The organism is Sedimentitalea todarodis (genome assembly GCF_032595355.1).
In the GTDB taxonomy this organism is placed as follows: Bacteria; Pseudomonadota; Alphaproteobacteria; order Rhodobacterales; family Rhodobacteraceae; genus Sedimentitalea; species Sedimentitalea todarodis.
In genome coordinates, this window is record NZ_JASMWN010000001.1 from 1 (window position 1) to 25073 (window position 25073).

The 25073-nt window shown below is 59.6% G+C and carries 26 protein-coding genes and 1 pseudogene; 15 read left to right on the forward strand and 12 right to left on the reverse strand.

Going from position 1 to position 25073, the window contains the following annotated elements; all coding sequences use genetic code 11:
• The 4 genes and pseudogenes from tnpC to QO231_RS00020 form a co-directional block, all read right to left on the reverse strand.
• Positions 1-1168, reverse strand: a pseudogene (gene tnpC / locus QO231_RS00005) (IS66 family transposase); the annotation flags it as partial.
• Between the two features lie 93 nt (positions 1169-1261).
• On the reverse strand, positions 1262-1672 hold the full coding sequence (gene tnpA, locus QO231_RS00010; protein ID WP_316771687.1) for an IS66-like element accessory protein TnpA: 411 nt from the start codon (positions 1670-1672) through the stop codon (positions 1262-1264).
• A gap of 363 nt (positions 1673-2035) precedes the next feature.
• On the reverse strand, positions 2036-3721 hold the full coding sequence (locus QO231_RS00015; RefSeq protein WP_316771690.1) for a hypothetical protein: 1686 nt from the start codon (positions 3719-3721) through the stop codon (positions 2036-2038).
• 69 nt (positions 3722-3790) lie between these two features.
• Positions 3791-4141, reverse strand: coding sequence for a hypothetical protein (locus QO231_RS00020; RefSeq protein ID WP_316771693.1), 351 nt, complete (start codon positions 4139-4141; stop codon positions 3791-3793).
• Positions 4142-4519: 378 nt separating this feature from the next.
• Here QO231_RS00020 and QO231_RS00025 point away from each other — a divergent pair, with 378 nt between their 5' ends.
• From QO231_RS00025 to QO231_RS00035, 3 genes are all read left to right on the forward strand, one after another.
• Positions 4520-5008, forward strand: a complete 489-nt coding sequence (locus QO231_RS00025) for a peptidase associated/transthyretin-like domain-containing protein (protein WP_316771696.1) — start codon at positions 4520-4522, stop codon at positions 5006-5008.
• Positions 5009-5013: 5 nt separating this feature from the next.
• The gene (locus tag QO231_RS00030) at positions 5014-5619 is read left to right on the forward strand and encodes a ferric reductase-like transmembrane domain-containing protein (RefSeq protein ID WP_316771699.1); all 606 of its coding nucleotides are present in this window, start codon (positions 5014-5016) and stop codon (positions 5617-5619) included.
• 282 nt (positions 5620-5901) lie between these two features.
• Positions 5902-6936: a ligand-gated ion channel gene (locus QO231_RS00035; RefSeq protein ID WP_316771702.1), complete on the forward strand. Its 1035-nt coding sequence runs from the start codon at positions 5902-5904 to the stop codon at positions 6934-6936.
• Positions 6937-6941: 5 nt separating this feature from the next.
• On the opposite strand, the gene QO231_RS00040 is transcribed toward QO231_RS00035, so the two are convergent.
• The 3 genes from QO231_RS00040 to QO231_RS00050 are packed head-to-tail and all read right to left on the reverse strand — an operon-like array spanning position 6942 to position 8973.
• Entirely contained in the window at positions 6942-7736 is a 795-nt protein-coding gene (locus QO231_RS00040; RefSeq protein ID WP_316771705.1) for an iron chelate uptake ABC transporter family permease subunit, read from the reverse strand.
• Entirely contained in the window at positions 7736-8491 is a 756-nt protein-coding gene (locus tag QO231_RS00045) for a metal ABC transporter ATP-binding protein (RefSeq protein ID WP_316771708.1), read from the reverse strand. The genes QO231_RS00040 and QO231_RS00045 overlap by 1 nt, the downstream gene beginning before the upstream one ends.
• The gene (locus tag QO231_RS00050; protein ID WP_316771710.1) at positions 8488-8973 is read right to left on the reverse strand and encodes a transcriptional repressor; all 486 of its coding nucleotides are present in this window, start codon (positions 8971-8973) and stop codon (positions 8488-8490) included. The genes QO231_RS00045 and QO231_RS00050 overlap by 4 nt, the downstream gene beginning before the upstream one ends.
• A 90-nt stretch (positions 8974-9063) precedes the next feature.
• On the opposite strand from QO231_RS00050, the gene QO231_RS00055 reads away from it, so the two are divergent.
• The 6 genes from QO231_RS00055 to QO231_RS00080 all read left to right on the forward strand — a co-directional run bounded on the left by QO231_RS00055 (position 9064) and on the right by QO231_RS00080 (position 16267).
• Complete coding sequence (locus QO231_RS00055) at positions 9064-10059, forward strand: zinc ABC transporter substrate-binding protein (protein WP_316771713.1); 996 nt, start codon at positions 9064-9066, stop codon at positions 10057-10059.
• A gap of 241 nt (positions 10060-10300) precedes the next feature.
• The gene (locus QO231_RS00060) at positions 10301-10933 is read left to right on the forward strand and encodes an ATP-dependent Clp protease proteolytic subunit (protein WP_316771716.1); all 633 of its coding nucleotides are present in this window, start codon (positions 10301-10303) and stop codon (positions 10931-10933) included.
• 157 nt (positions 10934-11090) lie between these two features.
• Complete coding sequence (gene clpX, locus QO231_RS00065) at positions 11091-12362, forward strand: ATP-dependent Clp protease ATP-binding subunit ClpX (protein WP_316771718.1); 1272 nt, start codon at positions 11091-11093, stop codon at positions 12360-12362.
• A 3-nt stretch (positions 12363-12365) separates the two neighbouring features.
• Positions 12366-12746, forward strand: a complete 381-nt coding sequence (locus QO231_RS00070; RefSeq protein ID WP_316771722.1) for a RidA family protein — start codon at positions 12366-12368, stop codon at positions 12744-12746.
• A gap of 92 nt (positions 12747-12838) precedes the next feature.
• The gene (locus QO231_RS00075; RefSeq protein ID WP_316771724.1) at positions 12839-14395 is read left to right on the forward strand and encodes an AMP-binding protein; all 1557 of its coding nucleotides are present in this window, start codon (positions 12839-12841) and stop codon (positions 14393-14395) included.
• 234 nt (positions 14396-14629) lie between these two features.
• A complete protein-coding gene (locus tag QO231_RS00080; RefSeq protein WP_316771726.1) occupies positions 14630-16267 on the forward strand; it encodes a SulP family inorganic anion transporter in 1638 nt (545 codons plus the stop codon).
• 70 nt (positions 16268-16337) lie between these two features.
• Here QO231_RS00080 and QO231_RS00085 read toward each other — a convergent pair whose 3' ends face one another.
• The 3 genes from QO231_RS00085 to QO231_RS00095 form a co-directional block, all read right to left on the reverse strand.
• Positions 16338-16784: a GNAT family N-acetyltransferase gene (locus tag QO231_RS00085; protein WP_316771729.1), complete on the reverse strand. Its 447-nt coding sequence runs from the start codon at positions 16782-16784 to the stop codon at positions 16338-16340.
• Positions 16785-16798: 14 nt separating this feature from the next.
• Positions 16799-17056 carry a YjhX family toxin gene (locus tag QO231_RS00090; RefSeq protein WP_316771732.1) on the reverse strand — a complete coding sequence of 86 codons (258 nt, stop codon included), beginning with the start codon at positions 17054-17056 and terminating at the stop codon, positions 16799-16801.
• Between the two features lie 311 nt (positions 17057-17367).
• Complete coding sequence (locus tag QO231_RS00095) at positions 17368-17973, reverse strand: flavin reductase family protein (protein ID WP_316771736.1); 606 nt, start codon at positions 17971-17973, stop codon at positions 17368-17370.
• A 79-nt stretch (positions 17974-18052) separates the two neighbouring features.
• Here QO231_RS00095 and QO231_RS00100 point away from each other — a divergent pair, with 79 nt between their 5' ends.
• The 3 genes from QO231_RS00100 to QO231_RS00110 all read left to right on the forward strand — a co-directional run bounded on the left by QO231_RS00100 (position 18053) and on the right by QO231_RS00110 (position 20395).
• A complete protein-coding gene (locus QO231_RS00100; RefSeq protein WP_316771738.1) occupies positions 18053-18544 on the forward strand; it encodes a GNAT family N-acetyltransferase in 492 nt (163 codons plus the stop codon).
• 57 nt (positions 18545-18601) lie between these two features.
• Positions 18602-19360, forward strand: a complete 759-nt coding sequence (locus QO231_RS00105; protein WP_316771741.1) for an EcsC family protein — start codon at positions 18602-18604, stop codon at positions 19358-19360.
• Positions 19361-19714: 354 nt separating this feature from the next.
• Complete coding sequence (locus QO231_RS00110; RefSeq protein WP_316771744.1) at positions 19715-20395, forward strand: hypothetical protein; 681 nt, start codon at positions 19715-19717, stop codon at positions 20393-20395.
• Here the strand turns inward: QO231_RS00110 and QO231_RS00115 are convergent.
• Both QO231_RS00115 and QO231_RS00120 read right to left on the reverse strand, forming a co-directional pair.
• On the reverse strand, positions 20378-21118 hold the full coding sequence (locus QO231_RS00115) for a helix-turn-helix transcriptional regulator (RefSeq protein WP_316771746.1): 741 nt from the start codon (positions 21116-21118) through the stop codon (positions 20378-20380). The two genes, QO231_RS00110 and QO231_RS00115, sit on opposite strands and share 18 nt — an antisense overlap.
• A gap of 108 nt (positions 21119-21226) precedes the next feature.
• The gene (locus QO231_RS00120; RefSeq protein ID WP_316771748.1) at positions 21227-22207 is read right to left on the reverse strand and encodes a DMT family transporter; all 981 of its coding nucleotides are present in this window, start codon (positions 22205-22207) and stop codon (positions 21227-21229) included.
• Positions 22208-22389: 182 nt separating this feature from the next.
• Here QO231_RS00120 and QO231_RS00125 point away from each other — a divergent pair, with 182 nt between their 5' ends.
• The 3 genes from QO231_RS00125 to QO231_RS00135 all read left to right on the forward strand — a co-directional run bounded on the left by QO231_RS00125 (position 22390) and on the right by QO231_RS00135 (position 25010).
• Complete coding sequence (locus QO231_RS00125) at positions 22390-23319, forward strand: ABC transporter ATP-binding protein (protein ID WP_316771751.1); 930 nt, start codon at positions 22390-22392, stop codon at positions 23317-23319.
• The gene (locus tag QO231_RS00130; RefSeq protein WP_316771753.1) at positions 23316-24077 is read left to right on the forward strand and encodes an ABC transporter permease; all 762 of its coding nucleotides are present in this window, start codon (positions 23316-23318) and stop codon (positions 24075-24077) included. The genes QO231_RS00125 and QO231_RS00130 overlap by 4 nt, the downstream gene beginning before the upstream one ends.
• A gap of 135 nt (positions 24078-24212) precedes the next feature.
• A complete protein-coding gene (locus tag QO231_RS00135) occupies positions 24213-25010 on the forward strand; it encodes a S49 family peptidase (protein ID WP_316771754.1) in 798 nt (265 codons plus the stop codon).
• The last annotated feature ends 63 nt before the right edge of the window (positions 25011-25073 follow it).

The following is a 25073-nucleotide window of genomic DNA, read 5'->3' on the forward strand; positions in this document are numbered from 1 at the left end:
GACTGGCGTTGTCGCACCTCGAGGCGAGCGGCGGGGAATTTGCCGTTGATGTCGCGCTCGATCTCGAACAGGGCGTCGATGCGCTTCACCGCCTCGAACGCGATCGGCGAGATCTCCTTGGCGTTCTTGCCCTTGCGAATGTTCTTTTCGACATCCGCGAGCTCGAAGAACTTGCGGCGCGCGTGTGCCCAACACAGAGCTGAAGCAACGGGCCCCGGTGATCTTTTCGGATCATAAAGCTGGTTGTATCCGGCATAGGCATCCACTGCCCGGCAGTGGTTTGCTTGCAAACCACGAGAGGGGGCCTGCAGGATCCCCTGCCATCCCTTGAGATGCCTTGTGGGATGTTCCCCGCCCCGATCGCGGGAGAAGCGGAAGACCACCGTCGGCGGGGCGGCTACCGCCGACGGTGCGGTCATCGCGCACATAGGTCCAGAGCCGCGCGGTCTTCGTGCCACCCCGGGCCAGCAGCGGCACGGTGGTATCGTCCCCATGCAATCGGTCGGCCGCCATGACATGGTTTTCGATCAGCGCATGCAGCGGCGTCAGCAACTCGGTCACCGCGCCGACCTGGTCGGCGAGCGTGGACAGGCTGAGGTCGACGCCCTCGCGGGCATAGCGGTCGGCCTGGCGGTTCAACGGTTGGTGCTGCCCGAACTTTTCGAACACGATCATGGCCAGAAGGCTCGGGCCCGCCCAACCGCGCGGGATCGGGTGGAACGGGGCTGGAGGCTGGCTGATCTTTTCGCACGACCGGCAAGTGAACTTCTCGCGCACCGTCTGGATCACCTTCCACTGCCGCGGCACCACCTCCAGCGTGTCGGTGATGTCCTCACCCATCTTCACGATCCGTTCGGATCCGCAGCACGCGCAGTTTGAGGGGGCCTCGACCACGACCCGTTCGCGCGGCCCCCTCTCATCGCTGCAAGCAGCGACTGCCGGGCGACGGATGCTCAGGGAACGGCTTCTTCACCGGCTTGCGCCGCTCGGAGCCTGCGACCTTCGTCTTCTCCGCCGCCTGCTCGGCACGGATGGCATCTTCGGCCGCAGCGGTTTCCATCTCCTCGAGCTGCAACTCGAGCTGGTCGATCAGCCGGGCGGTGCGCTCGGCGCTGCGACCGTACTTGTCGCGCTTGAGCATGGCGATCTCGAGCTTCACGCCCGAGACCTTGCTGCACCTGCAATGCCAGCGTGTTCATGCCCCGCCGCATGTCAGTCACGCCGCCGGCGATCCAGACCTTCACGCCTGCCGGAAACGCGATCATTGCCCGTCCACCACTGACAGGATCCGCGCAAGCGCTTCCGGCTCGACCCCGGTGGGCACGACAGGCCGACGGCCATTCGGCAGGGCTATCTCCACCTGAGAGGTCCGTGCAAGGTCAGGGGGATCAACCGGCCCCGTTTGAGAGGCAGGGACACCCTTCGTGACGGTCACCGGGGCGAAGGATACCGGGCGGCCCGCACCCAGCTCTCCGTTGCGATACTGTCGCCGCCAGATCGTCAACAGCGATCGGCAAATGCCATGCCGCCGAGCCGTGGCTGTCACTTGCCTGTGACCGACAAAACTCTCCTCAACAATCCGGTGCTTGTCCTCATCCGACCATTGCCGACGACGAATGCAATCGGCTGCAGAGAGAACTTCGATTTGAGGGCAGTAAATAAAGTCGGACATAACGTCGGACTTATCATCGGATCGTAACCGAACTCAGACGGCCCCCGCAGGAGCCTTACTCCGAAATGGTTCAGAGAAACGTCGTTCAATCCGAACTCGAGCACAGCCAAAATGAGGTTTGATGGTGCTAAATCGATCTCATATCAGGTCGTCGATGCGAACGAGCGATTTAAGGCCATCTTAGCCCAACCTTTACAGGCCAACAGCAAACAAAACCGATTTCGCGCGTTTTAGAATTTCCATCTTCGGATCTTCGCCCAGTGGCTAAAAAGTTGATCGCGCGCTCGACCTATCCGCCATGCAACCATTATTTTTTTTGCCCGATGTTTGCGGCAATGCCCCCGTTCAGGCGCGAGGGTCTGCTCAAACAAGCGGGGTATCGTCGATATAGGTGGTGCCGAGCAGATTTCCGTCTGCGTCAAATGTCTGATTGTAGCTTTCCCAAACATAGACGTCGGTGGCGTCGGTCATTGTCTGCGTCGTGCGGATCCCGGCGTCATTGTAGTCGACATCGAGCACCCGTCCGTCATCATAGGTGGTGATCCGATCGGTCTTGATTATGCCATCCGCACCGAAGGTTGTCGTCCTTTCGTTCCAAACATAGACATCTGCGGTGTCCATCACTGTCTGCGACAAGCGGACCCCGGCGGCATCGTAATCGATTTCGAACAACCGTCCGTCGTCGTAGGTGGTGATCCGATCGATCTTGGTCGTGCCATCTGCGCCGAAGGTCGTTGTCTTGCTGTCCCAGGAATAGTCATCTGCAATGTCCGTCAATGCCTGCGACAAGCGGATCCCGGTGGCCTCGAAGTCGATTTCGAGTAGTCGGCCGTCGTCAAAAATCGTGGTCCGGCCCGTTTCGGTTACTCCATCTGCATCGAAAATGTGCATGTAGCTCGACCAGTCTCTGCTGTTTCCCGAGTCGAGAACAGTGCGCGCGAAATGCACGTCCATCTCCGTGAAAAATGTGACAATCACATTGTCCACGCCAACAGTCACGTCTGCGAAGGTTCCGTCCGAGAAGGTCACAACTTCAATGCCGATCAACGTGTCAACGCCTTCGTTGACCCCGGACGTCGTGTTGGTATCGGCGATTTTCAATGTGCTATCAAAGGAAAATTCGAACTCGTCCCACGCGCCATCAAGCTGTACTTCGTCGGTCCCATCCCCACCGTTGAAGGTGTCGTCCCCTTCGCCACCGGCAAGGATATCGTTGCCGGTTCCGCCATGGATAGTCTCGCCATCAGCGTCGCCCATCGCCACGTCCCAGGCGATGTCTTTCATGAAAGCGGCCAGTTCCGCCGATGGAGCGTCGAAAGCTTCGCCCCATTGCCCGTATTGCTGCAGTTCTACATCGTCCGGGCGTTGACCGAACACGGTCGTGTATTGAACGATCGCGACAAGGTAGAGCCCCAAATCGTTCAAATGAATGTCGTCAATAAAGAGTTCCCTGATGTCAGAGATGCCGGGCACGTTTCCTGCGGCTATCTCATCGTAGAGGCGTCCCATCACCTGTCCGACCGGGATAAGCAGCATCTCGGGCGCGTCCGGGGCCCGCTGGTCATTCACGGCATCAACGATGGCCTGCCATTGCGGTAGAGCATGGTCGATGCGCTCTCTCCAGGGTATATCGTCTTCCGGATCGTATTCGACATCAAATCCCGGTGTCCCTGACCTCAGATCGTGCCAGGTTTCGTACATGTAGACTTGGGTATCCGGGTTCGCCGAGATGGCCAGGTTGTAGAAGTTCGACGCGCCTTCGACCGCCTCTGCAAAGCTGGGGTGCGGGACGCCCTCGGTCAGGATCAGCACATCGGTCTGTCCTTGAGGCAACTCCTCTCTGGCATTGACGCCAAAGCCGGGTAGTTCAGCCCGATCTGCGTTTTCCCAGCTCCACCACAAGGGGGAGCCGTTGATGATATGCTCCTGAACGGATCCGGTCCCGCCGGTCTGCGATACAAAACCCCGCAGCATGGCCGGCAGATCATGGTTGACCAGGCTGTGGCCGACGAACAGGATGTTTGAATCCAGTGAATTTGTTACAGGCATCAGGTTTGTCGGATCCTATTCTGGCTCGCATCATACGGCATCAGGTAAAATTGTTGCATGCGCATCCCATCACTTTTTTGCTAACTTGGCAAAGCTCGGAGTGATCGGGATGTGGCCAGTTTGCCGGCGCTGCGAGCGAACAATAACGCCAGCGAAAAGGCTCGTCCAGCCATGTGATTGCATCACGTCATTTACACTGGTCAACGCACCGTCGCGATAGGACCTTAAGTGTGAGTTGCGGCGCAGCGCGTACGATTCTGACCATTCTGGAACCGACATTCGCCAGATTGTTTGCCCCAATGCGTAACTTGTCACTGTCTTGCTTTCCAATGGAAGCCTTTTGGTCCCGCCGTGCGGTGCATCGGGCATCTGCCGCGCGCCGTGAGTGCGGCGTCCGATCTTGAGGGCGAGATTGGTCAAGGTTCTCGTCATATCATCCCGTTTTTTGCCAGCCAATATGTGGGATAGTATAGGGCAATATGCAACAATGTGAGACAAGGAAATGCCGCTAAATTACTGAGAATTTTACGCTTTTATACATGGTGGGAAAATGGCGCGGGACTCTAACGCACCGCCCGCACGATTTGACGGTTGGCCAATGACGACGCTTCGGAAACCTGAAAGGACCGAATCGTCTGGGCGTTGCGCCTTCACGAAGCCGTGGGAGCAGTTCGCGCCACGTTCCAAATCTGGTACCTTTTATCTGCGCGACAGTCTGATGATTCCGTCTGAGGACCACTTGATCGGCCCGATCGGACGAATGACCGGGCGTTCGTTTGCCATTGAGGACAGACCAGCATGATAGGAGTCTTGCCATCACGCCGCACCGTGCTCGCCAGTGCAGCATCAGCGATGGTGACTGGCTTCTCGGGTCTCGCCGTTCCTGCCCGGGCACAGGGCCTTAAACCGACGCGTTCGATGCGCGGAGGGGCAAACAACTATCTTCCGGGCGCTCCCGTTGTCGAACGTATCGGCGGCGGTGGGTTCTGGATGACCGGAACCGTGCGTCGTGCCGGTGACGGCGCGCCGCTGGCGGGCCAGCGCATTCAGATCTGGGCACACACCACCGAGGGGCACGAGCGTGACCCGCATAGTCACGGTGCGACGCTGACGGATGCCAACGGAGCTTTCCGCCTCGAGATGCCGCAGATTGTCCCGGCGTTTGGACAGCCGCATGGCCATCTTGCCTATGACAGCGCCGATTTCGAGACAGTGTTCTTGCGTCCGATCATGGCGCGTTCAGAAGACACAGCACTGAGCGCTGATTTCGTCCTTTTGCCTGTCTGAGACAGATGAGACATGTCAAAGCGGTCGTGTTCTGGATCGCCCTTGCCTTCACAATAGTCATTCCGCTGTGCGTGGCGGCGCAAAGCCCGCTGCTCGCGTGGCGTGACCCAATCTACATCGTGGCAGGCTTCGCGGGGGTGACTGCGATGGCGTTGCTCCTCATTCAGCCATTGCTGGCCGGGGGATACCTTCCGGGCCTGTCCACGTGGCGAGCGCGCGAGGCACATCGTGTAACTGGCGGCATTCTCGTTGGTGCCGTGGTCATCCATATCGCCGGTCTCTGGTTGACCAGCCCCCCGGACGTCGTCGATGCGTTGCTGTTTGTATCACCTACGCCATTTTCTGATTGGGGCGTGATCGCGATGTGGGCGATCTTTGCTGCGGCTTTCCTCGCCGTGTTGCGCAAACGGATGCGCCCGAACCGATGGCGCATTGGTCATACCGCCTGTGTCGCCATTGCCGTGACGACGAGCGTCGCCCATGCGATGTTGGTCGAGGGAACGATGGGTTTGGTCTCCAAGAGCATTCTCTGCGTCCTGGTCCTTGGGGCAGCAGCGAAGGTGATTGCCGACCGGAGGGCCTGGCAGCGCCGCACACGGTGGACCAGGTGATGCGGGGACCTGCGGCCGGGGTGCGTCTCCGGGGTCGCAGCATAGAGCCCAGTGTCAGCATGAACCGAGCGGACCGTGGGGGCGCCCGCCTTTCAATGCCGTCATCACGGATGAATGTCCGCAAACCGCCGTGATCGAATGGTAAATCGAACGACGAAGTGTGCGCTTGTAGTGAAATCGCGCTGTTGGCCGGACGGCTCCGAATTCTATGGATCTTTCAGGCGAACTGCGAATGATGGTCCAAGTACCCAATGCGAAAGCGGTCTAACCCGAGGAGATTCCATGCGCCAGCCTGCCCTATCGTGCCTGATGACCAGTCTGGCCGCGCTGCTTCTGGCATGCCTTCCGGGGCTGGTCACAGCGCAGGAATCCTGCGCGCCTCCGAACATCAGGACGGATGTACGGCCCGGTGTCGCCGGTGTACCGACGGATGTGACAGTGGGCGCATATATCGTGGATCTGAGAGGGATCGATGATGTCGAGCAGACCATTACGCTCGACATCGCGCTGCGCATGCACTGGACCGATCCGCGACTGGCGGCGTGGACTGGATGCAGGTTGGCCACGACCGACATCTGGTTTCCGGTCTTGCTGTTGCGCAATTCAGGGCGGATTTTCATGCGATGGCCCGAAACTGTCAGCATCGAGGAAGGTGGGAAGGTGACCTACCTGCAACGCGGCGCGGGCACGTTTTCGAGCTATCATTCGCTTGATAGCTTTCCCTTTGATACGCAGGAAATCAGCTTGCGGTTTTTTCCGCTGGACTGGACCAAACCCAAGGTCAACGTGATTGCCGATCCTGAGTATTCGGGGATCGCGCAGGTTCTGAACATTTCCGACTGGCAGGTTCTCGGGGTGGATATCGAGGTGGGCGAGCAAACGCTCAAGGCCACGGGCAAGACACATGCCACGTTTGACGTCGTACTTTCGCTCGAGCGCTACAGCGGCTTTTATGTTCTGAAAATCATGCTGCCGATTGCGCTGATTGTCAGCATGTCATGGATGGTGTTCTGGATCGATGCCAAGGAGTTCGGCACCCAGTTGGGCCTGTCGGCAACTGCGGTTCTGACCATGATCGCGTTTATCTTTGCGACAACGAACATGCTGCCGCGCCTCGGGTATTTCACGTTTCTGGATCGGTACATCGCGGTCGCCACGGTCTTTGTTTTCGCGGCCTTGTTGCAATGCCTGGGCACGGGGTATCTTGCGTCACGCGGGCGCCACCAAACGGCGGAACGGATCGATGTCCTCTCGCGTATCATCTTTCCAGTGGTGTTTGCGGGATTGTGCGCAAAGTTCTCTTGGTCGGTGATGTGACCGGTTCAGCGTGCGGGTCTGAGCGCCGCCATCAATGAAGTTGCCGCAAACAGGGCGGCGGCGGTGCAGACGATGCTGGGGCCGGTGGGCGTATCGAGCATGAGCGCCGCCCAGAGACCTCCGAGAACCGATGTCATGCCGATCAGCGCCGCGCCAAGGGCCATCGCCTCGGGCGTGCGGACCAGGGGGCGGGCCGTTGCGGCGGGGATCACAAGAAGCGCCGCGATCAGCAGGACGCCGACGACTTTGATCGCCACCGCGACCACAAGCGCCAGCGCCAGCGTCATGATGAAATCCTCGCGTCGGGGATTGAGGCCGCTGGCGCGGGCAAGGTCCGGGTTCAGCGTTGTGGTCAGGAGCGCCGACCAGCGCCACGTCATCAGCGCCAGCACCAGCGCCGCACCGCCCCAGATCACGGCCAGATCGCTCTTGCTGACGGCAAGGATATCGCCAAACAGGAAGGCCATCAGGTCGAGACGCACATCGGCCAGCATGGTGACGGCCACCAGCCCTATGGCCAGCGCACTGTGGGCCATGACCCCAAGGGCCGTATCCATTGCATACCCGCGCCCGGTCAGGGCCAGCACCGCCAGCGCCATGATCAATGCCGCGAGCAGCACCATGGGCAGCACGGGCAGGTGAAAGGCCAGCGCAAGCGCCACGCCAAGGATCGCCGCGTGCGCGGTGGCTTCTCCGAAGTATGCCATCCGGCGCCAGACTACGAAACAGCCCAGGGGGGCGGCGGCCAGGGCCACGCCGAGACCCGCAAGGGCGGCGCGGATCAGGAAATCGTCAAACATCAGGCGGCATCTCCGTGGTCATGCTCGTGGGCGTGATCGTGATCGTGCGAATGGCTGTGCTCATGACGATAGAGTGCCAGCGCGCCTTTGGTGCCGCTGCCAAACAGGGCGCGATAGGCCGGGGCGCTTGCAACGATTTCTGGTGTTCCTTCGCAGCAGATATGCCCGTTGATACAGAGCACCCGGTCCGACGCGGCCATGACCACATGCAGATCGTGGCTGACCATGACAACGGCGCAGCCGAGATCCCGGCGCACATCCTCGATCTGGCGGTAAAAGGCGGCAGAGCCGGGTTGGTCCAGTCCCTGTGTCGCTTCGTCCAGCAACAGGAGTTGCGGGCGGTCGAGCAGTGCCCGGGCAAGCAGCACGCGCTGAAACTGACCACCCGAGAGGGCGGCCATCTGCCTGTTCGCGATATCGGGAACGCTGGCCTGATCCAGCGCCGATTGCGCCGTCTTGTTGTCGATGCGATGGGGCAGCGACAGGAAGCGGCGCACCGTCATCGGCAAGGCGTTATCGATCGCCAGCCTTTGCGGAACGTAGCCGATACGCAGGTTGGGTGCCTGCGTGACCGTGCCGTGTTTCGGTGGGAGCGCACCAATCAGAGCCCGCAGAAGCGTCGATTTTCCGGATCCGTTGGGACCGACGATGGTGACGATTTCGCCCGGCACGATGTCGAGCGTCACGCCCTTAAGAATCACGCGGCCGCCCTGAACGATGTCTAGGCCTTTGGCGGAAATCAGGGGGGTAGTCATGGGGCGGCCCCTGCACCTGCACAACCGGGGCACAGGCCTTCTGCCTCGACCACGAGGCGTTCGATGGTGAACCCGGTTTCCCGTGCAATGGTGCCAAGCCGCCCCTGGGTCAGGTCGGTTTCCGTCTCGGCCACGGACTTGCAGGTTCGACAGACGAGAAAGGCCGGCACGTGATCGCGGTCGAGATGGGCGCAGGCGGTATAGGCATTCAATCGTTCAATGCGGTGCGCCAACCCGTGCTGCACCAGAAAATCAAGCGCGCGGTAGACGACGGGCGGCTGCGATCCCAGTCCTTCCTCGGCAAGGATTGGCAGGATGTCATAGGCCCCGAGCGCGCGGTGATCACGCAACAGGATCTCCAGCACACGTCGCCGCACCGGCGTGAACTGCAATTTTTGATCCGCGCAAAGCGTTTCGGCCCGGCGCAGGGCGTCCTCGCGGCAATGGCTGTGGTCATGCGGTTCAAATGCGATGTCGGTCATCTGGGCCTGTCCGGAAATTTGGTATTGATATGTTATAACATGACATATAGCAGATAGGCCCAGTTTCCAATCGGTTTTTGCGAGGATGTCATGACGCCGTTTCGAAGTTCAGTTTTTGTGTTTCTGCTCTGTTCTGGTGCAGTTTCTGCCGAGGTGCCGCAGGTTGTTGCGGATATCGCGCCTGTGCATGCACTGGCGGCACAGGTAATGGAAGGGGTAGGCGTACCGGATCTTTTGATCGAACAGGGCGCTTCGCCTCACAATTATGCGCTTCGCCCGTCACAGGCCAGAGCCCTGCAAGAGGCTGATCTGGTGTTCTGGGTCGGTGATGCGCTGACGCCGTGGCTGGAAAAACCATTGGCGACATTGGGCGCACAGGCCCATGTCGTTGGGTTGCTTGAGGCACCCGGGACCGTGCAACACGAATTTCGGGACGCGGGCCACGAAGATCACGCTGACGGTCATGAAGGTCACGAAGATCACGATGAAGGTCATGAGGATCACGCCGACGGTCACGAAGAGCACGCCGAAGACCATGCAGAGCATCATGAACACGATCACGCGCATGGCGATCTTGACCCGCATGCCTGGCTGGATCCCGAGAATGGAAAGCGATGGTTGGGGATGATGGCAGAGCATCTTGCCGAGATCGATCCACAGAATGCGGAACACTACCGGGCGAATGCCGCAGCGGCGCAGGCAGATCTTGACGTGTTGAATGCAGAGCTTGCGGTGACGCTTGAGCCGGTCAAGTCCCGGCCCTTCGTGACGTTTCACGATGCGTTTCAGTATTTTGACAGTCGGTTCGAATTGAACTTTGCCGGCGCGCTCAGCCTTGGCGACGCGGCTGATCCAAGCCCGGCACGCGTGGCGGAACTGCGCGAGCTCTTGTTGGCTGGCAACATCCAATGCGCCTATCGCGAACCACAGTTCAACGATCGGCTGCTGGCCGCGACGTCAGAAGGAACCGGGTTGCAGATCGGGGTGCTCGATCCGCTTGGAACCGAATTGGTTCCGGGTCCGGACCTCTATGCGGATCTGCTGCGCGGCATGGCGCGCAGCCTCGCCGACTGTGGCGCCGAATAGCGGCCAGCGGGTCGCCGGACACGTCCGGTCATGGCAAAGAGAAAGGGCGTTGGCGGATGAATTTCCGCCAACGATTGTGTCCCGGAAACGTCGCTTGACGATCCCGTGCTGCGTTCTGGGGCGAAAAGAGCGCTCGGCAAATTCGGTTGCTGCCCTTGCAGCCCCCCGACGGCGATACTAAGACTCTGCAAACACATTGTCGGGTATCCTCCCGATCATCCAACGCAGCAGGCAGGCACAGATGTTTGATCCCACAGAAACCTACATGAATACCCTTGTCCCGATGGTCGTGGAGCAGACGAGCCGCGGTGAACGGGCGTATGACATCTTTTCGCGCCTGCTGAAGGAGCGGATCATTTTCATCAACGGACCGATCCACGACGGTATGAGCCACCTGGTCGTCGCCCAGTTGCTGCATCTCGAGGCGGAAAACCCGTCCAAGGAGATCAGCCTGTACATCAATTCGCCCGGCGGCGTGGTGACATCGGGCCTGTCGATCTATGATACCATGCAGTACATCAAACCCAAGGTCAGCACGCTTTGCATCGGGCAGGCGGCGTCGATGGGGTCGGTCCTGCTGGCCGGCGGCGAGCCGGGAATGCGGTTCAGCCTGCCCAACAGCCGGATCATGGTGCACCAGCCTAGCGGGGGCTATCAGGGTCAGGCCAGCGACATCATGATTCATGCGGCAGAGACGCAAAAACTGAAGGACCGGCTGTATGACATCTACGTCAAGCACACCGGGCAGACCAAGAAGGCCGTTGAAAAGGCGCTTGATCGGGACAACTTCATGTCTCCGGAAGAGGCGAAGGAATGGGGCCATATCGACGAGATCGTGGCCAGCCGGGACAAGGGCGAAGACACGGACGTCTGAGTTTCAGAAAAACGGGGCAGCGCCGGACCACCCGGTGCAACACGGGCACGATTTGCGATTGTGATGCCCTGAGCGCTGTCCTAAGCTGCCGCGAGGTGGGTGAATCTGTCCTGTCAAAGACGGGGCGGCGTGGAAAACGAAGCCGGAAAGGTTGATCATGGCAACGAACTCGAACGGCGACAGCAAGAATACGCTTTACTGCAGCTTTTGTGGCAAGAGCCAGCATGAGGTCCGTAAGCTGATCGCTGGCCCTACCGTCTTTATCTGTGATGAATGCGTTGAACTCTGCATGGATATCATCCGCGAAGAAACCAAGGCCTCGGGGCTCAAGGCGACCGACGGTGTTCCGACGCCAAAGGATATCTGCGAAGTCCTCGATGACTATGTGATCGGCCAGGCGACGGCCAAGCGCGTCCTGTCCGTGGCGGTGCACAATCACTACAAGCGACTGAACCACGCCCAGAAGGCAGGCAGCGATATCGAGCTGGCCAAGTCCAACATCCTGCTGATTGGCCCGACCGGTTGTGGCAAGACGTTGCTGGCGCAGACACTGGCACGAATCCTGGATGTGCCGTTCACGATGGCGGATGCGACGACACTGACCGAGGCGGGATATGTGGGTGAGGATGTCGAGAACATCATTCTCAAGCTGTTGCAGTCCAGCGAATACAACGTGGAGCGCGCGCAGCGTGGCATCGTCTATATCGACGAGGTCGACAAGATCACCCGCAAGTCCGAGAACCCGTCGATCACCCGTGACGTGTCGGGCGAGGGTGTCCAGCAGGCCTTGCTCAAGCTGATGGAAGGCACCGTAGCCAGCGTGCCGCCACAGGGCGGACGCAAGCATCCCCAGCAAGAATTCCTGCAGGTGGACACGACCAACATCCTGTTCATCTGTGGCGGGGCGTTTGCCGGGCTCGACAAGATCATCGCTCAGCGTGGCAAGGGCAGCGCGATGGGCTTTGGGGCCGATGTGCGCGATGACGACGATCGCGGCGTGGGCGAGATCTTTACCGATCTTGAACCCGAAGACCTGTTGAAGTTCGGCCTGATCCCGGAATTTGTCGGCCGTCTCCCTGTTTTGGCGACGCTCGAAGATCTAGATCAGGATGCGTTGGTGACCATCCTGACGAAACCCAAGAACGCGCTTGTGAAACAGTATCAGCGGTTGTTCGAACTGGAAGATACCGAACTACAGTTTACCGATGATGCCCTGTCGGCGATCGCAAAACGCGCGATCCAACGCAAGACAGGCGCGCGGGGGCTGCGGTCGATCCTCGAGGATATCCTGCTGGACACCATGTTCGAATTGCCGGGTCTCGACAGCGTGACCAAGGTGGTCGTCAACGAGGAATCGGCCCGTTCCGAAGCCGCGCCGCTGATGATTCATGCGGATGCGGAAAAGGAAACAGCAGCCACCGCAGGCTAGACAATGGCCATTCGGCGCATCTCGTCCGGTGGGGAGTTTGAACACCGGGTGGGGTATTGTCGGGCCGTTGTCGCGGGCGGATTCGTGCACGTTGCCGGAACCGTGGGGCAGGGCGACGGTGTTGTGGATCAGTGCCGTGCAGCACTCGACATCATCAAGAATGCCCTGAACGAGGCCGGGGCATCCTTTGCCGATGTGGTGCGGGTCAGCTACATGCTGCCTGACCGGTCAGAGTTCGCGCCCTGCTGGCCGATCCTGTCAGAGACGTTCGGCGCAAACCCACCGGCCGCCACCATGATCGAATGCGGCCTGATCGACCCGAAATACCGGATCGAGATCGAAGTGACCGCACTCTTGCCGGCGCCTGCCGCCCGGACTGAATGATGCATCCCTTGCCAGATTGCGCCCGACGTCGCTAACGTGAACTTCAGTCTCCGAAAAAGTCGGGGGCAGGCCGGCATTCGCGAGGGACGATCATGCACATCATCAAGAGCAGATTTCCGGATGTCGAGATCCGGGATCTGACGATTACCCAAAGGGTGTTCGAAGGGCTCGGCGATGATCCGGACCGGGTGATCCTGATAGACGGGCCGTCCGGGCGCGAAATGACCGTTGGCCAATTCGTCGGCGGGATCAAGTCTCTGGCTGGGGGGCTGAACCAGAGGGGCCTGGGGCAGGGTGCCTGCGTGGCGCTGATGGCCCCCAATCTGCCAGAGTACTGCGTGGTGTTTCACGGGGTTGCCTGGGCGGGAGGCACAATCACCACGATCAACCCGACCTATACGGCGCATGAAGTGCATCACCAGTTAATCAACGCGGACGCATCGATCCTGATCACCATTGCGCCCTTTCTCGATACCGCGCGCGAGGCGATCAAGAATACCGATGTCAGTGAGATCTTTGTGATCGGAGACGCGCCGGGCGCTGCCTCGTTGACAGCATTGATGGGAGCACCGCAAGGCGACCAGACGCCGGTCGATCTGGACACGCATGTACTGGCCCTGCCCTACTCGTCGGGGACCACCGGTTTGCCAAAGGGCGTCATGCTGACCCATCGGTCGATGGTCGTGAACATCGACCAGACCCTACAGGCATCGGAAATGAACGGCGCAGAGTTGACTGTCGCTTTCCTGCCGTTCTTTCACATCTACGGGATGCAGGTGCTGATCAACATGCATCTGGCGGTGGGGGCAGGGCTGGTGACGATGCCGCGGTTCGACCTGGAACAATACCTGGCACTGTGTGAAAAGTACAGGACACCGCGGATGTGGATCGTTCCCCCGATTGCCATCGCGCTGGCCAAGCATCCTGTCGTGGACAATTTCGATCTGTCAGCAGTCGAACAGGTGAACTCGGGAGCGGCACCCCTGGGCGGGGATGTGGCTGCCTTGGTCGGAAAGCGGCTGGGCTGTGTGGCGACGCAAGGCTACGGGATGACGGAACTCAGCCCGGTCAGCCACCTGACGCCGCCGGCGCTGATGCGGGCAGGGTCCTCCGGGCTGACCACTCCGAACACCGAATGCCGAATTGTCAGCACCCAGAGCGGCGAGGACATGGCGCGGAGAGAGGTCGGCGAATTGTGGGTGCGCGGTCCGCAGGTGATGAAAGGGTATCTGAACAATCCCGAGGCAACGGCCCAAACCATCGATGCTGATGGGTGGCTGCATACCGGCGATATCGGATACTTTGATGAGGATGGATATCTGTTCATAACGGACCGCTTGAAAGAGTTGATAAAATACAAGGGCTTCCAGGTGGCGCCTGCGGAACTTGAGGCGGAACTTCTGACCCATCCGGACATTGCCGACGTGGCGGTGATCGGTGTGGCTGACGACGAAGCGGGTGAGGTGCCGATGGCCTTTGTGGTGCCTGCGGCGAACGCGGAACTGACGCTCGACGCCGTGCAGGACTATCTGGAGGGACGTCTGTCGCACTACAAACAGGTGCGCCGCATGGAGATTGTCAGCGAGATACCCAAATCCGCATCGGGCAAGATCCTGCGCCGCGTTCTCAGGGATGGTCTTGCGGACTAGTCGGATTGCGCGCACAGCCATGTCAGACCTGCATGGCAGACATCATTGTGGTGGCATGGTCATTTGGACAAGATGTGTGTAAGAGGCACCTTTGATAGCGCGAGAGCGTTCTGAATAGAACCTCGATCGGCTCTTGCCGCCGAAATCAAAGATCTGAGCGCGAACAACGACAGTGCAGGTGTTTCAACGTATCGTCGAAACACCTTGACGGCCCGATACAGACAGGAACCCTCGATGCCCCGCAAAGCTATTCTGGCAGCATTCGCCGACCGACTTGCCATGCCCGATCTCAGATGGATGCCGGATGACCGGCTGACGCCGTCGCGCTTGCGTATCGAGTTGCTGTCCGGATTGACGGTGGCGCTGGCTCTGGTGCCTGAAGCGGTTGCCTTTGCCTTTGTTGCCGGGGTTCATCCGCTGGTCGGGCTGTATGCGGCGTTTCTGGTCGGGTTGATCACTGCGCTGATCGGTGGGCGACCGGGGATGATCTCGGGCGCGACCGGGGCTTTGGCGGTTGTCATGGTGGCGCTCGTTGCACAGCACGGGGTGGAGTATCTGTTTGCCACCGTGGTCCTGATGGGCCTATTGCAGGTTTTTGCCGGTGTCATGCAATGGGGCAAGTTTATCCGCCTCGTGCCGCATCCGGTCATGCTGGGCTTTGTCAACGGTCTGGCAATCGTGATTTTCCTGGCCCAGATGGGCCAGTTCAAGGTGCCGGGCAGCATGGAAAACACGGGTCACGGCATGTCTGGCGGCGAATGGCTGACCGGGATGCCGCTTTATCTGATGCTGGGCCTCGTGGCGCTGACCATGGCGATCATCTGGATCATGCCGCGTATCACGCGGATCGTGCCGGCACCGCTCGCCGGTATCGGGGTCGTTGCGGCTCTGGTGATTGCGATGGGCCTGGATGTGCCGCGCGTGGGTGATCTGGCGTCGATCCAGGGCGGGCTGCCCACGTTCCACATTCCGATGGTGCCGCTGACACTGGAAACTATTGAAATCATTCTGCCCTACGCGATCATCCTTGCCGCTATCGGATTGATCGAAAGCCTGCTGACCCTGAACCTTGTTGGTGAAATGACCGGCAAGCGGGGCGGCGCGTCGCAGGAATGTATCGCACAGGGTGTCTCCAATACCGTGACCGGCTTTTTTGGCGGAATGGGGGGCTGCGCGATGATCGGTCAGTCGATGATCAACGTGAAATCGGGCGGACGCACCCGTATCGCGGGGATCGCTGCGGCGGTGTTCCTGTTGATCTTCATCCTGTTTGCTGCACCGGTGATCGAATTGATCCCGCTGGCGGCGCTGGTCGGGGTGATGTTCATGGTGGTGATCGGGACCTTTGCCTGGAACAGTCTGACCATCTTGCGCAAGGTCCCGCTGACTGATGCCTTCGTGATCCTGTTAGTGACAGTGGTGACAGTGATGGAGGACCTCGCGGTTGCCGTGGTCGTCGGCGTCATTGTCAGCGCACTGGCCTATGCCTGGAACAATGCGCGGCGCATCCATGCGGTGACGCGGGATTCGGTCACCGAGAAGGGCGCCAAGGTCTACGAAATTCAGGGCCCGCTTTTCTTCGGCTCTTCAGAAGGGTTTATCGAACTCTTTCAGATCGAAGACGACCCGGACCGCGTGATCATCGACTTTGCCGAAAGCCGTGTGGTGGATCAGTCTGCGCTGCAGGCGATCGAGGCGATTGCCGGGAAATACGCGGCCGCCGGAAAAGAGATCAAGCTGCGCCATCTGAGCCGGGATTGTCACCGGTTGCTGACCAAGGCCGGGCACCTGATGGTCGATAGCGACGATGACCCTGATTATGAGCTGGCGGTCGACTATTCTGTGCGAACAGGGATTCTGGGCGGCCACTGAGCGCGGCCAGTACCGTGGTCCGGCGCGCGTTGAGCAGATGCCGCCCCTTTGAGCAGGGACGGCATTTTTTCTAGGCTCCGGGCATCGCCAATTTGCGGCTCATCTGGCCGGAGGCCTCGTGAAGTTCTTCTGCGACGAATGCAAAGCCGACGCGGTCATAGAACGCACGGCCAATCCTGTTGTCGCGAAAAACGTCGACGGTCAACGGGCCTTTGAGGTCGACGGCAAAGGTCACCAGCGCCTTGCCATAGCCCCTGCCGTGTCGGGATGGATCAAGAAACAGGCCGCCGATTTCATTGCCAAGCAGGGCGATGAAACCGACGACGTCGCCGTTCTCTTCCAACACATAGGTTTCCGCCATGGGAACATAGGTGTGCCGAATGTCCTGTTCCAGTTCGGCGACAAAGCCGGCCGTAAGGAAGGGATGGGCCAGTGCATTCGCATTGCGCCAGGCGGCCATGACGAGTTCGATGTCGCCCTCGCGATAGGCGCGGATCGAGGTTTTGCTGGTCTTCATTGTTTGAAACCTTCTTATCGTTGATTGAGTTGCGCGCGCACGACGGAACCGCCCAGCCGCGACAAGCGGTAGGGTTTGCCGTTCGACGAGTGTACGAACCGGCGGGTTCTCAGGCGCTGGAAAACTTCAAACGTGCAGTCGGTCAGCACATGACCCTGACGTGTGAAGCAGGTGATCTTGCGAATTTTGCCGTTGTTGCCGCGCTCATGGTGAATGGCTCCACCAAGGGCGAGTTCATGCAAAACACGCTGTTCGTGCTTTGATATGTTCAAAGGAGTTTCTCGATTTCATGAGAGTGCAGTCACAGGCCCGCTCAGCGTTCCGCTTGAGGGTCCGTTTTGTGTCCAGCATTCCTGATCTTCTGTAGCCGATCAGGAACGGGCGTTTGCCCGGGTCTCTAACATAAAATCTCCATTGGCTGAGGAGCATTCCCCTCAGCTTGGCGCTGCCTATGCGATGGCGCTGCCAACCTCAAGCATACGGTATCCGCAGGGATGCGAAGGGGTCCAAACTGTTACCCAACGATCACATGGCTCTGTGCCAACGGGTCAGCCTTGCCGACCGCAGGCACGGCCTGCGCTGATCAGTCATCCGGACGCGCCAGTTCAAAGACCTCGGTCACATGGCTGTAGTCGCGGTATCCCAGCCGCGCGAGTGGTTGGAACGTGGTGACGTCGAACCGTCCATCGCGAATACAGTCGTCACGCATGTGGATCCCGACGACCTCGCCCAGAACCAGCCGGTTGGATTTTCCGGGCAGTTCAACGATCTGGGTGAGCTTGCATTCAAGGGATGCCGGAGCGCCCAGCACCCGTGCACAGGGGATGGTTTCACATTCGACAGGAGAGAGGCCGGCGGCGCTGAATTCGTCCTCGTCCTTCCCGACGCTTTTTGAAGTCATGTTCATCGCGTCCCGGATGGCGTATTCGACGATGTTGACACAAAACACCCCGGTCTCGGCGATGTTGGCGACGCTGTCCTTGGTGCCGTCTTGGTCGGGTTTGCTGCCGGTGGAGGAGAACATCACCTGCGGTGGCACATAGGCGACAGCATTAAAGAACGAATAAGGCGCGAGATTGTTGGTGCCGTCTGCCGCGCGACTTGAAATCCATCCGATTGGGCGTGGCGTGACGATCGCGTTGAAGGGGTTATGAGGCAGGCCGTGACCGTCCTGGGGGCGATAGAACATGGGAAACTCCGACTGTTTGCCCAAGACCTAGCGGCGTGTTAGGGCGAATTCCACCACATACCGCCGTTGGGATGATCGCGTGATAGAGCTGAGACCGGAAACCGGAGAGGATTGGTGGGAAGTCGAGGCGCTCTATGATCTCTGCTTTGCACCGGGCCGCGAGGCGCTGTCGTCCTACCGATTGCGCGATGACATACCCCCGGTCGCGGGCTTGTCGCTGGTGGCACGTGACGAGGCCCTGATATTGGCCGGTGCGATCAGGTTCTGGCCGGTGCGGGTTGGCACGGCAGCGGCGCTGTTGCTGGGACCCGTTGCCGTGCACCCGACGCACCAGGGCGAAGGCTTGGGCGGTGTCCTGATCCGGGACGGGCTTGCCGCCGCCGCGACCGGCGGCTGGGAGCGGGTGCTGCTGGTGGGTGATTATCCCTATTATTCGCGGTTCGGCTTTGAGCCATTGACCGACGTGGTCATGCCGCCACCAACCAACCCCGAACGGGTTCTGGGGCAGGCGATCTGCGCGGGGGCGTGGGATGGGGTTCGGGGAGATGTCACGCGGTGGACAAACGCCTGACATTGAAAACCGGTGCCAGAATGCCGATCTTGTGAAGATGCGCGCACAGGAGTCGAAATGCCGGATATTGAAATCGTTGAGGCCGTGGACGTAGAAGCCGAACTGGACCGCTTGGCCGCGCAATACCGCGCCGCCGGCGGGATCGGGGTGCGCATGCTCAACATGCTTGGCGGCAAGGCCGAGTCGCTGATTGATCGGCTGCCTGCGTCCGTCCGCGAGAATCTGGGTGATGCGACGCAGCGGGCATTGACCCTGGCGATGTACGCGGCGCAATCAACGCGCACGACCGTGCCGGATCAGAAACCCTGGGTCAACACGGCCGTGACAACCGCCATGGGGGCCGCTGGCGGGTTCGGCGGGTTGCCGACGGCATTGGTCGAATTACCTGCAACCACCACGGTGTTGCTACGCGCCATTCAGGGCGTGGCAGCGGAGCACGGCTTTGATCCCGCAGCGGAGAACGTGCAGTTTGACTGTATCCGGGTGTTTGCGGCCGCAGGGCCGCTGGCTGCGGACGACGGCGCGGATCTGGGGTTTGTGTCTCTGCGGCTCACGCTGAGTGGTGGCGCAATGCACAAGTTGATCGCGACGGTCGCACCAAAACTTGCCACTGTGCTCGGTCAGAAACTGGCGGCGCAAACCGTGCCGGTTCTCGGGGCTGTCGCCGGGGCGACAACCAACTATGTCTATACCAGCTACTATCAGCAGATCGCGCATGTGCATTTCGGATTGCGGCGATTGGCAATCGACGGTGATATTGCCGAAGATGAGCTGGTCAGCAAGCTTGGCCAGCGGATGCAGGGGCGGTTGTCCTGACGGAGGGTTCCCAGGGTCCCGAATTGCAACGGAACTACAAGACCGAGTCTGCCTGCAACGCATCGACAGAAGGTGCAGGCGCCGGATGGGTCGTGGCATATCTGCTGCTTTGTTCGGATTCAGCGCAAGGGAATTGAGTTGCCTTGTTGCCCCTGTGGTTGTGAATGCGATAACGCAGGACAACGTGTCGCGCAGGGTCGGAGACCGGGTCGCCTGAACCAGGCAAACCCGAGGGCACAGGTTCATGACCCATGTGGATTTTTTCTCCGGGATGTCCGATGGCGGCCCGATTGTCAGTGTGGGCGACGTTTGTCAGTGCCCTAAAACCGCAAGGACTGATCCGACGAGGGGTAGATGGGAGAATACGAAAAGGCAGAGCTGATCGCGATATGCCGGGAAAAGCTGTTGCTCAATGGTCTGGTTGTGCATGTCGAACAGGATTTCGACAAGGTACCCAAGATCATTGAGACGATTGGAAAACCTTACCTGACACCCAAGATGTCGCCGTTCTTCAATGACTTCACCGGCGAGAACTGCTTTTGGCTTCGGCTTGAGAAGGACGGAGAGATTGTTGCCGTTGCCGGCGCGCGTCTGGATGATCTGGGCGAAGGCAGCATCACCGAATACTGGCGGCGCACCATGCGCCGACAATATGGCAATGGCGAAGTCGAGATGGTGACCCGGGTCGCGCCTCCGCTGGAGCAGGACCTCAAGGGACGGCTGGCCTATTTCGGTGATCTGCATTTTTCCCGCGCCGCAGGCCGGTCACTCAAGACGGTGCGCCGCTTTGTTTTGATCGGACATATGATCTCGGCGCTGAAGTGGAACCCGGACTGGACCTATGCGTTCCTGCGCGAAGACGATGTGCGGCGAGGAGGAGGCTATCACTATGGGTTCAATCGCTATATTCCCGACGCCCAAATCTGGGTCGATCCTCCTGCGCCGCGGGAGAACACCGAGTATTGCGTGATGACCAACCGTCGTGATCTGGCCTATATGGCGGAGTCCTTCATCCGTTCACCGGAGCGGCTTTGAATAGCTGATGATCACATTGCCGTCGGTCTCTGATGCAACCGGCAACAGCAACCGGATATAGTCGAGCCGGATTTGTTCGGCATGTCCGGGGGCAAGCACGTTTAGCGCTTCTTCGGACAGTACCGGTTGGCCTTCGGCGGCCGAACGATAGGCCAGCAACAGGCGCTTTTGCAGGTCACTATCGCGGACTTCGTCCAGTGCGTATTGCAACGATTTCTTGTCGGCGACGCCCAGTGTACGCGCAGAGAGGCTGCTGCGTCCCATGCGCAGCACCTCGATCCGATTGGACCGGTCGCCGGGGGCCCTGTAGATATCAAACCACTCTATGATCTTGTCAAAGCCGCTCAACTGCCTGCCATATTTGAACCAGCGCAACATCATGTCATCGACCGTGGGTTCCTGGCCACGCATGTTGGCGGCTTCCCGCAGGCTTCCGGCGATCTGGTCAAAGAACTTCATGGCCTGTTCGGTGATCGGCCCGTCAGCGCCCAGATCGGTCACATCAAACGGTTGCGACGTGCTGCCTGCCAGGTAGGCAAGAGACACTTCCAGTTCGCGGGCCAGTTTGACAGACAGATCCCAGCTTGGTGAGGCCTTGGTGCTGAGCATGGTCGAGATGTAGTTCGGACTCATGTCCAATGCGCGGGAGAGTCGCGCGCGGTTGCCGGCGTATTTCTTGGACATGTCGATAGCGCTGGCAATGCGGTCGTGGAAAATGCTCATGGGAGGCTTGTCCGAGTCGTACTTAATATTATGCAATCGTATAATATTTTGGCTTCATTGCAATCCGAAAGCGAGTTTACCTGACGTGAGGAAGGTGGGTCGCATGTTTCAAAAGCGCGACGGAATGGCGGATCGTGCGATCTTGCGGGCTTTTTGTTGTTCCCGCAGAAAAACGAAGAGGCCGGAGCCGACAATCATGGTCATGCCGATCCAGACCGCCATGTCAGGCAGTTCGGCCCATAAGAACCAGCCCCAGAAAACCGCCATTGGCATCAATGCGTATTCGAACGGGGCCACCGTTGCGACGTCTGTGAGGCGATAGGCCTGTGCCAGGCAATACCCGATGACGGCTGAGTTCAGTCCAAGGCCGATCAGAACACCCCAGTCCTCCGGCGAGGGCCAGACCCAGGCGCGCAACAGAAAGACGATGCTGGCATTGTCACTGCCTTCGGCAAACCGTCCGTCGCCGGCAACCAGCCAGAACCCCAGCGACACGAGGATGAAAACCACCTGAATATAGATCGACAGAGCCGAAGCCTTGCTCTCGGCGCCGAGTTTCCGTGTCATCAGTTGCATCAACGCATAGGTCAGAGCTGAAAACACCGGCAACAACAGGATCATGCGGTCGACTTGAAGGTCGGCGTCACCTGCCCAGGGCCGCTGCATGACCAGCACCCCGGCAAATCCGACGAGGACGGCCCCGATCCGCAGCGGGCCGACCTTTTCGCCAAGGATCGGGATGGACAGGACCGTGATGAACAGCGGCGCCACAAAGAACAACGCGGTTGCGTCCGCCAGCGGGATCACCGCCAGCGCGATGAAAAAGCTCATGTTGGACAGAACCACCAGGAGTCCACGCAGGAGGTGGAGGCCCGGCTGGCGGGTCTTGAGGATGGTCCAGCCGCCTTCCATCTGCACCAGTGCCAGCCCGAACACCAGCCCGATGGCGGAGCGGGCGAACACCAGTTGGTGCAAGGGATATCCACCCGACAATTGCTTGATCAGCATGTCGTTGATCGAGATCGCAGCCATCCCCGCGATCAAAAAGGCAATCCCGGCGGCGGGCCGGCTTTGGGTTGATTCTATCATGTGGCAACTCCCGGCGGCGGCGGGCAGGCCGCAGCCGCAGAACAGACCGCTATCACAGCCGTGTGTTTTGTCCATCCCGCGCCCTGCACATGTGCGCAGTGAACTGTGCATTCGGGCTCTGGTCCCGGTCAGCACGCGCAGGTAGTCTTGCGCCCAGTGTGCGGACAAAAAATGGAGAGATCATGTCAGTCATTCTGTCCATTCGGGACCTGCAAAAAACCTATGCTGGTGGGTTTCAGGCCCTCAAGGGGGTCAGTCTCGACATCGAACAGGGCGAGATCCTGGCGTTGCTAGGTCCCAATGGTGCGGGCAAGACCACATTGATTTCAACCATTTGCGGTATCACAACGCCAACTGGCGGGCAGGTTACCGTGGGTGGTTATGATATCATTACCGAATTCAGGGGCGCACGGTCACTAATCGGGCTGGTGCCGCAAGAGGTGAACCTGCAACCGTTCGAGACGCTCATGAACACCGTGAGATTTTCGCGCGGGCTGTTTGGCAAGCCGCGCAACGATGCGTATGTCGAGAATGTGCTGCGCACGCTGAGCCTGTGGGACAAGAAGGACAATCAGATCACAACGCTGTCGGGTGGGATGAAGCGCCGGGTGCTGATCGCCAAGGCGCTGAGCCACGAACCGCGCGTGCTGTTTCTGGACGAACCCACCGCCGGGGTCGATGTCGATTTGCGCAAGGACATGTGGGATACCGTCGCCGATCTCAAGGCCGATGGCGTCACCATCATCCTGACCACCCACTACATCGAAGAGGCCGAGGCGATTGCCGACCGTGTGGGTATTATCACGCGCGGCGAGTTGGTTCTCGTCGAGGAAAAGACTGCGCTGATGGCGCGGATGGGTCGAAAACAGATCGAGGTGCAATTGACCGCGCCGCTGCAGTCCATCCCGGCCCCGCTGGAAAAATACGCGCTGGAATTGTGCGACGGTGGAGAGGGATTGATCTACACCTATGACGTTCATGGCCCGCGCACCGGGATCACCGGCCTGCTGAACAGTATCGCGGAGGCCGGGCTGACTCTGCGAGATGTGCAGACGCGGCAAAGCAGTCTCGAAGACATCTTTGTCGATCTTGTGAAGGGCGACCCGTCATGAACCTGTCAGCTGTCGGCGCGATTTACAGATTTGAAATGATGCGTTTCTTTCGCACGCTGATGCAGAGTTTCCTGTCGCCTGTCCTGTCCACGTCGCTTTATTTCGTGGTCTTTGGCGCGGCCATCGGCAGCCGCATCCAGGAGGTTGAAGGCGTCAGCTACGGGGCGTTTATCGTGCCGGGGCTGGTAATGCTGTCCGTGATCACCCAGGGCATTTCCAATGCAGCCTTTGGCATCTATTTCCCTAAGTTCACCGGTACCATCTACGAGTTGCTGTCCGCGCCGGTCAATTTTCTCGAAATCGTGATGGGTTTTGTCGGCGCTGCCGCGACCAAGGCGTTGTTCATCGGCGTGGTGATTCTGTTGACGGCTTCGCTCTTTGTGGATCTGACCATCCAGCACCCGGTTGCGATGGTGCTGTTCCTGCTACTGACCTGTCTCAGCTTTGCGCTGATGGGCTTCATCATCGGAATCTGGGCCGGAAACTTTGAACAGTTGCAACTTGTGCCCTTGTTGATCGTAACGCCGCTGATCTTTCTCGGTGGCTCGTTCTATTCCATCTCGATGCTGCCACCGATCTGGCAGACGGTCACCCTGTTCAACCCGGTCGTCTACCTGATCTCCGGCTTTCGCTGGTCGTTCTTTGGAACGGCGGATGTGCCCATCGGTCTGAGCCTGCTGGCCATCGCCGGATTCACCGTGCTGTGCATGACTGTGATCTGGTGGATATTCAAAACCGGCTGGCGCATTCGGAGCTAACCGTTCAACCCAAGCGGTCGTTGGTCTGGTTGGACGTGGCAATTTTGCCCGGCCGTCGCGTGAATTGGGCGTGACGCGCGGTTCTGTTCGGGACGACATCTTGTTTGTCGGCGGGCGGCGTTCTACATCGACTGCATGAACCTTCGCATTCCCTTTCTCAAAAAGCCGCCCCTTGTCTCCGTCGTCCGATTGCATGGGGCCATAGGAATGGCCGGGCGCCGATCGCTCAATGATCACGCCCTGGCCCCGATCCTCGAAAAGGCGTTTCGTCGCGGCAAGCCCGACATGGTGGCGCTCGAGATCAACTCGCCGGGCGGCTCGCCTGTGCAATCCTCGCTGATCGGCGCGCGTATCCGGAGGCTCTCAGAGGAAACCAAGGTGCCGGTCGTGGCCTTTGTCGAAGACGTTGCCGCATCGGGTGGATATTGGCTGGCGGCGGCGGCGGATGAAATCTGGGCCGATGAAAGCTCGGTTGTCGGATCGATCGGTGTGATCTCCGCAGGCTTCGGCGCACAGGTGTTCCTGGCGCGCCAAGGCATCGAACGGCGGGTCTATACCGCCGGGAAATCCAAGTCGATGCTCGACCCGTTCCGACCAGAAAATGAAGAGGATGTGGCGCGTCTGCGCGTCATACTCGGCGATATCCACGATAATTTCATCGCCCATATCAAGGCACGCCGGGGGCAGAAACTCGATACCACCAAGGATCTCTTCACTGGCGAGATCTGGCTGGCGCGGCGCGCGACAGACCTGGGACTGATTGATGGCATCGGACATCTGAAACCCAAGATGAAGGCACGTTTTGGTGACAAGGTGAAATTCCGCCGCCATGAAATGCGCCGCCCGTTCCTGTCCCGTTTCGGGGCGCAGATCATGGACGATGCTGTCGCCGGCATCGAGGAACGCGCCGCATTCGCGCGTTTTGGTCTCTGATTTGATCATCAAGATCGTCACCTTGTTCCTGATCGGCATGGCAGTGCTCGCAATGTTCGGCAA

What these genes read in the sequence shown, in the direction of transcription:
- QO231_RS00095 (WP_316771736.1), bottom strand. Translation starts at nt 17,973, where the DNA reads ATGTTCTATCGCCCCCAGGACGGTCACGGCCTGCCTCATAACCCCTTC.
- QO231_RS00080 (WP_316771726.1), top strand. Translation starts at nt 14,630, where the DNA reads ATGCCCCGCAAAGCTATTCTGGCAGCATTCGCCGACCGACTTGCCATG.
- QO231_RS00015 (WP_316771690.1), bottom strand. Translation starts at nt 3,721, where the DNA reads ATGCCTGTAACAAATTCACTGGATTCAAACATCCTGTTCGTCGGCCAC.
- QO231_RS00105 (WP_316771741.1), top strand. Translation starts at nt 18,602, where the DNA reads ATGCCGGATATTGAAATCGTTGAGGCCGTGGACGTAGAAGCCGAACTG.
- tnpA (WP_316771687.1), bottom strand. Translation starts at nt 1,672, where the DNA reads ATGTCCGACTTTATTTACTGCCCTCAAATCGAAGTTCTCTCTGCAGCC.
- QO231_RS00035 (WP_316771702.1), top strand. Translation starts at nt 5,902, where the DNA reads ATGCGCCAGCCTGCCCTATCGTGCCTGATGACCAGTCTGGCCGCGCTG.
- QO231_RS00055 (WP_316771713.1), top strand. Translation starts at nt 9,064, where the DNA reads ATGACGCCGTTTCGAAGTTCAGTTTTTGTGTTTCTGCTCTGTTCTGGT.
- QO231_RS00120 (WP_316771748.1), bottom strand. Translation starts at nt 22,207, where the DNA reads ATGATAGAATCAACCCAAAGCCGGCCCGCCGCCGGGATTGCCTTTTTG.
- QO231_RS00040 (WP_316771705.1), bottom strand. Translation starts at nt 7,736, where the DNA reads ATGTTTGACGATTTCCTGATCCGCGCCGCCCTTGCGGGTCTCGGCGTG.
- QO231_RS00110 (WP_316771744.1), top strand. Translation starts at nt 19,715, where the DNA reads ATGGGAGAATACGAAAAGGCAGAGCTGATCGCGATATGCCGGGAAAAG.
- QO231_RS00085 (WP_316771729.1), bottom strand. Translation starts at nt 16,784, where the DNA reads ATGAAGACCAGCAAAACCTCGATCCGCGCCTATCGCGAGGGCGACATC.
- QO231_RS00115 (WP_316771746.1), bottom strand. Translation starts at nt 21,118, where the DNA reads ATGAGCATTTTCCACGACCGCATTGCCAGCGCTATCGACATGTCCAAG.
- QO231_RS00125 (WP_316771751.1), top strand. Translation starts at nt 22,390, where the DNA reads ATGTCAGTCATTCTGTCCATTCGGGACCTGCAAAAAACCTATGCTGGT.
- QO231_RS00030 (WP_316771699.1), top strand. Translation starts at nt 5,014, where the DNA reads ATGAGACATGTCAAAGCGGTCGTGTTCTGGATCGCCCTTGCCTTCACA.
- QO231_RS00135 (WP_316771754.1), top strand. Translation starts at nt 24,213, where the DNA reads ATGAACCTTCGCATTCCCTTTCTCAAAAAGCCGCCCCTTGTCTCCGTC.
- QO231_RS00075 (WP_316771724.1), top strand. Translation starts at nt 12,839, where the DNA reads ATGCACATCATCAAGAGCAGATTTCCGGATGTCGAGATCCGGGATCTG.
- QO231_RS00060 (WP_316771716.1), top strand. Translation starts at nt 10,301, where the DNA reads ATGTTTGATCCCACAGAAACCTACATGAATACCCTTGTCCCGATGGTC.
- clpX (WP_316771718.1), top strand. Translation starts at nt 11,091, where the DNA reads ATGGCAACGAACTCGAACGGCGACAGCAAGAATACGCTTTACTGCAGC.
- QO231_RS00045 (WP_316771708.1), bottom strand. Translation starts at nt 8,491, where the DNA reads ATGACTACCCCCCTGATTTCCGCCAAAGGCCTAGACATCGTTCAGGGC.
- QO231_RS00050 (WP_316771710.1), bottom strand. Translation starts at nt 8,973, where the DNA reads ATGACCGACATCGCATTTGAACCGCATGACCACAGCCATTGCCGCGAG.
- QO231_RS00070 (WP_316771722.1), top strand. Translation starts at nt 12,366, where the DNA reads ATGGCCATTCGGCGCATCTCGTCCGGTGGGGAGTTTGAACACCGGGTG.
- QO231_RS00130 (WP_316771753.1), top strand. Translation starts at nt 23,316, where the DNA reads ATGAACCTGTCAGCTGTCGGCGCGATTTACAGATTTGAAATGATGCGT.
- QO231_RS00025 (WP_316771696.1), top strand. Translation starts at nt 4,520, where the DNA reads ATGATAGGAGTCTTGCCATCACGCCGCACCGTGCTCGCCAGTGCAGCA.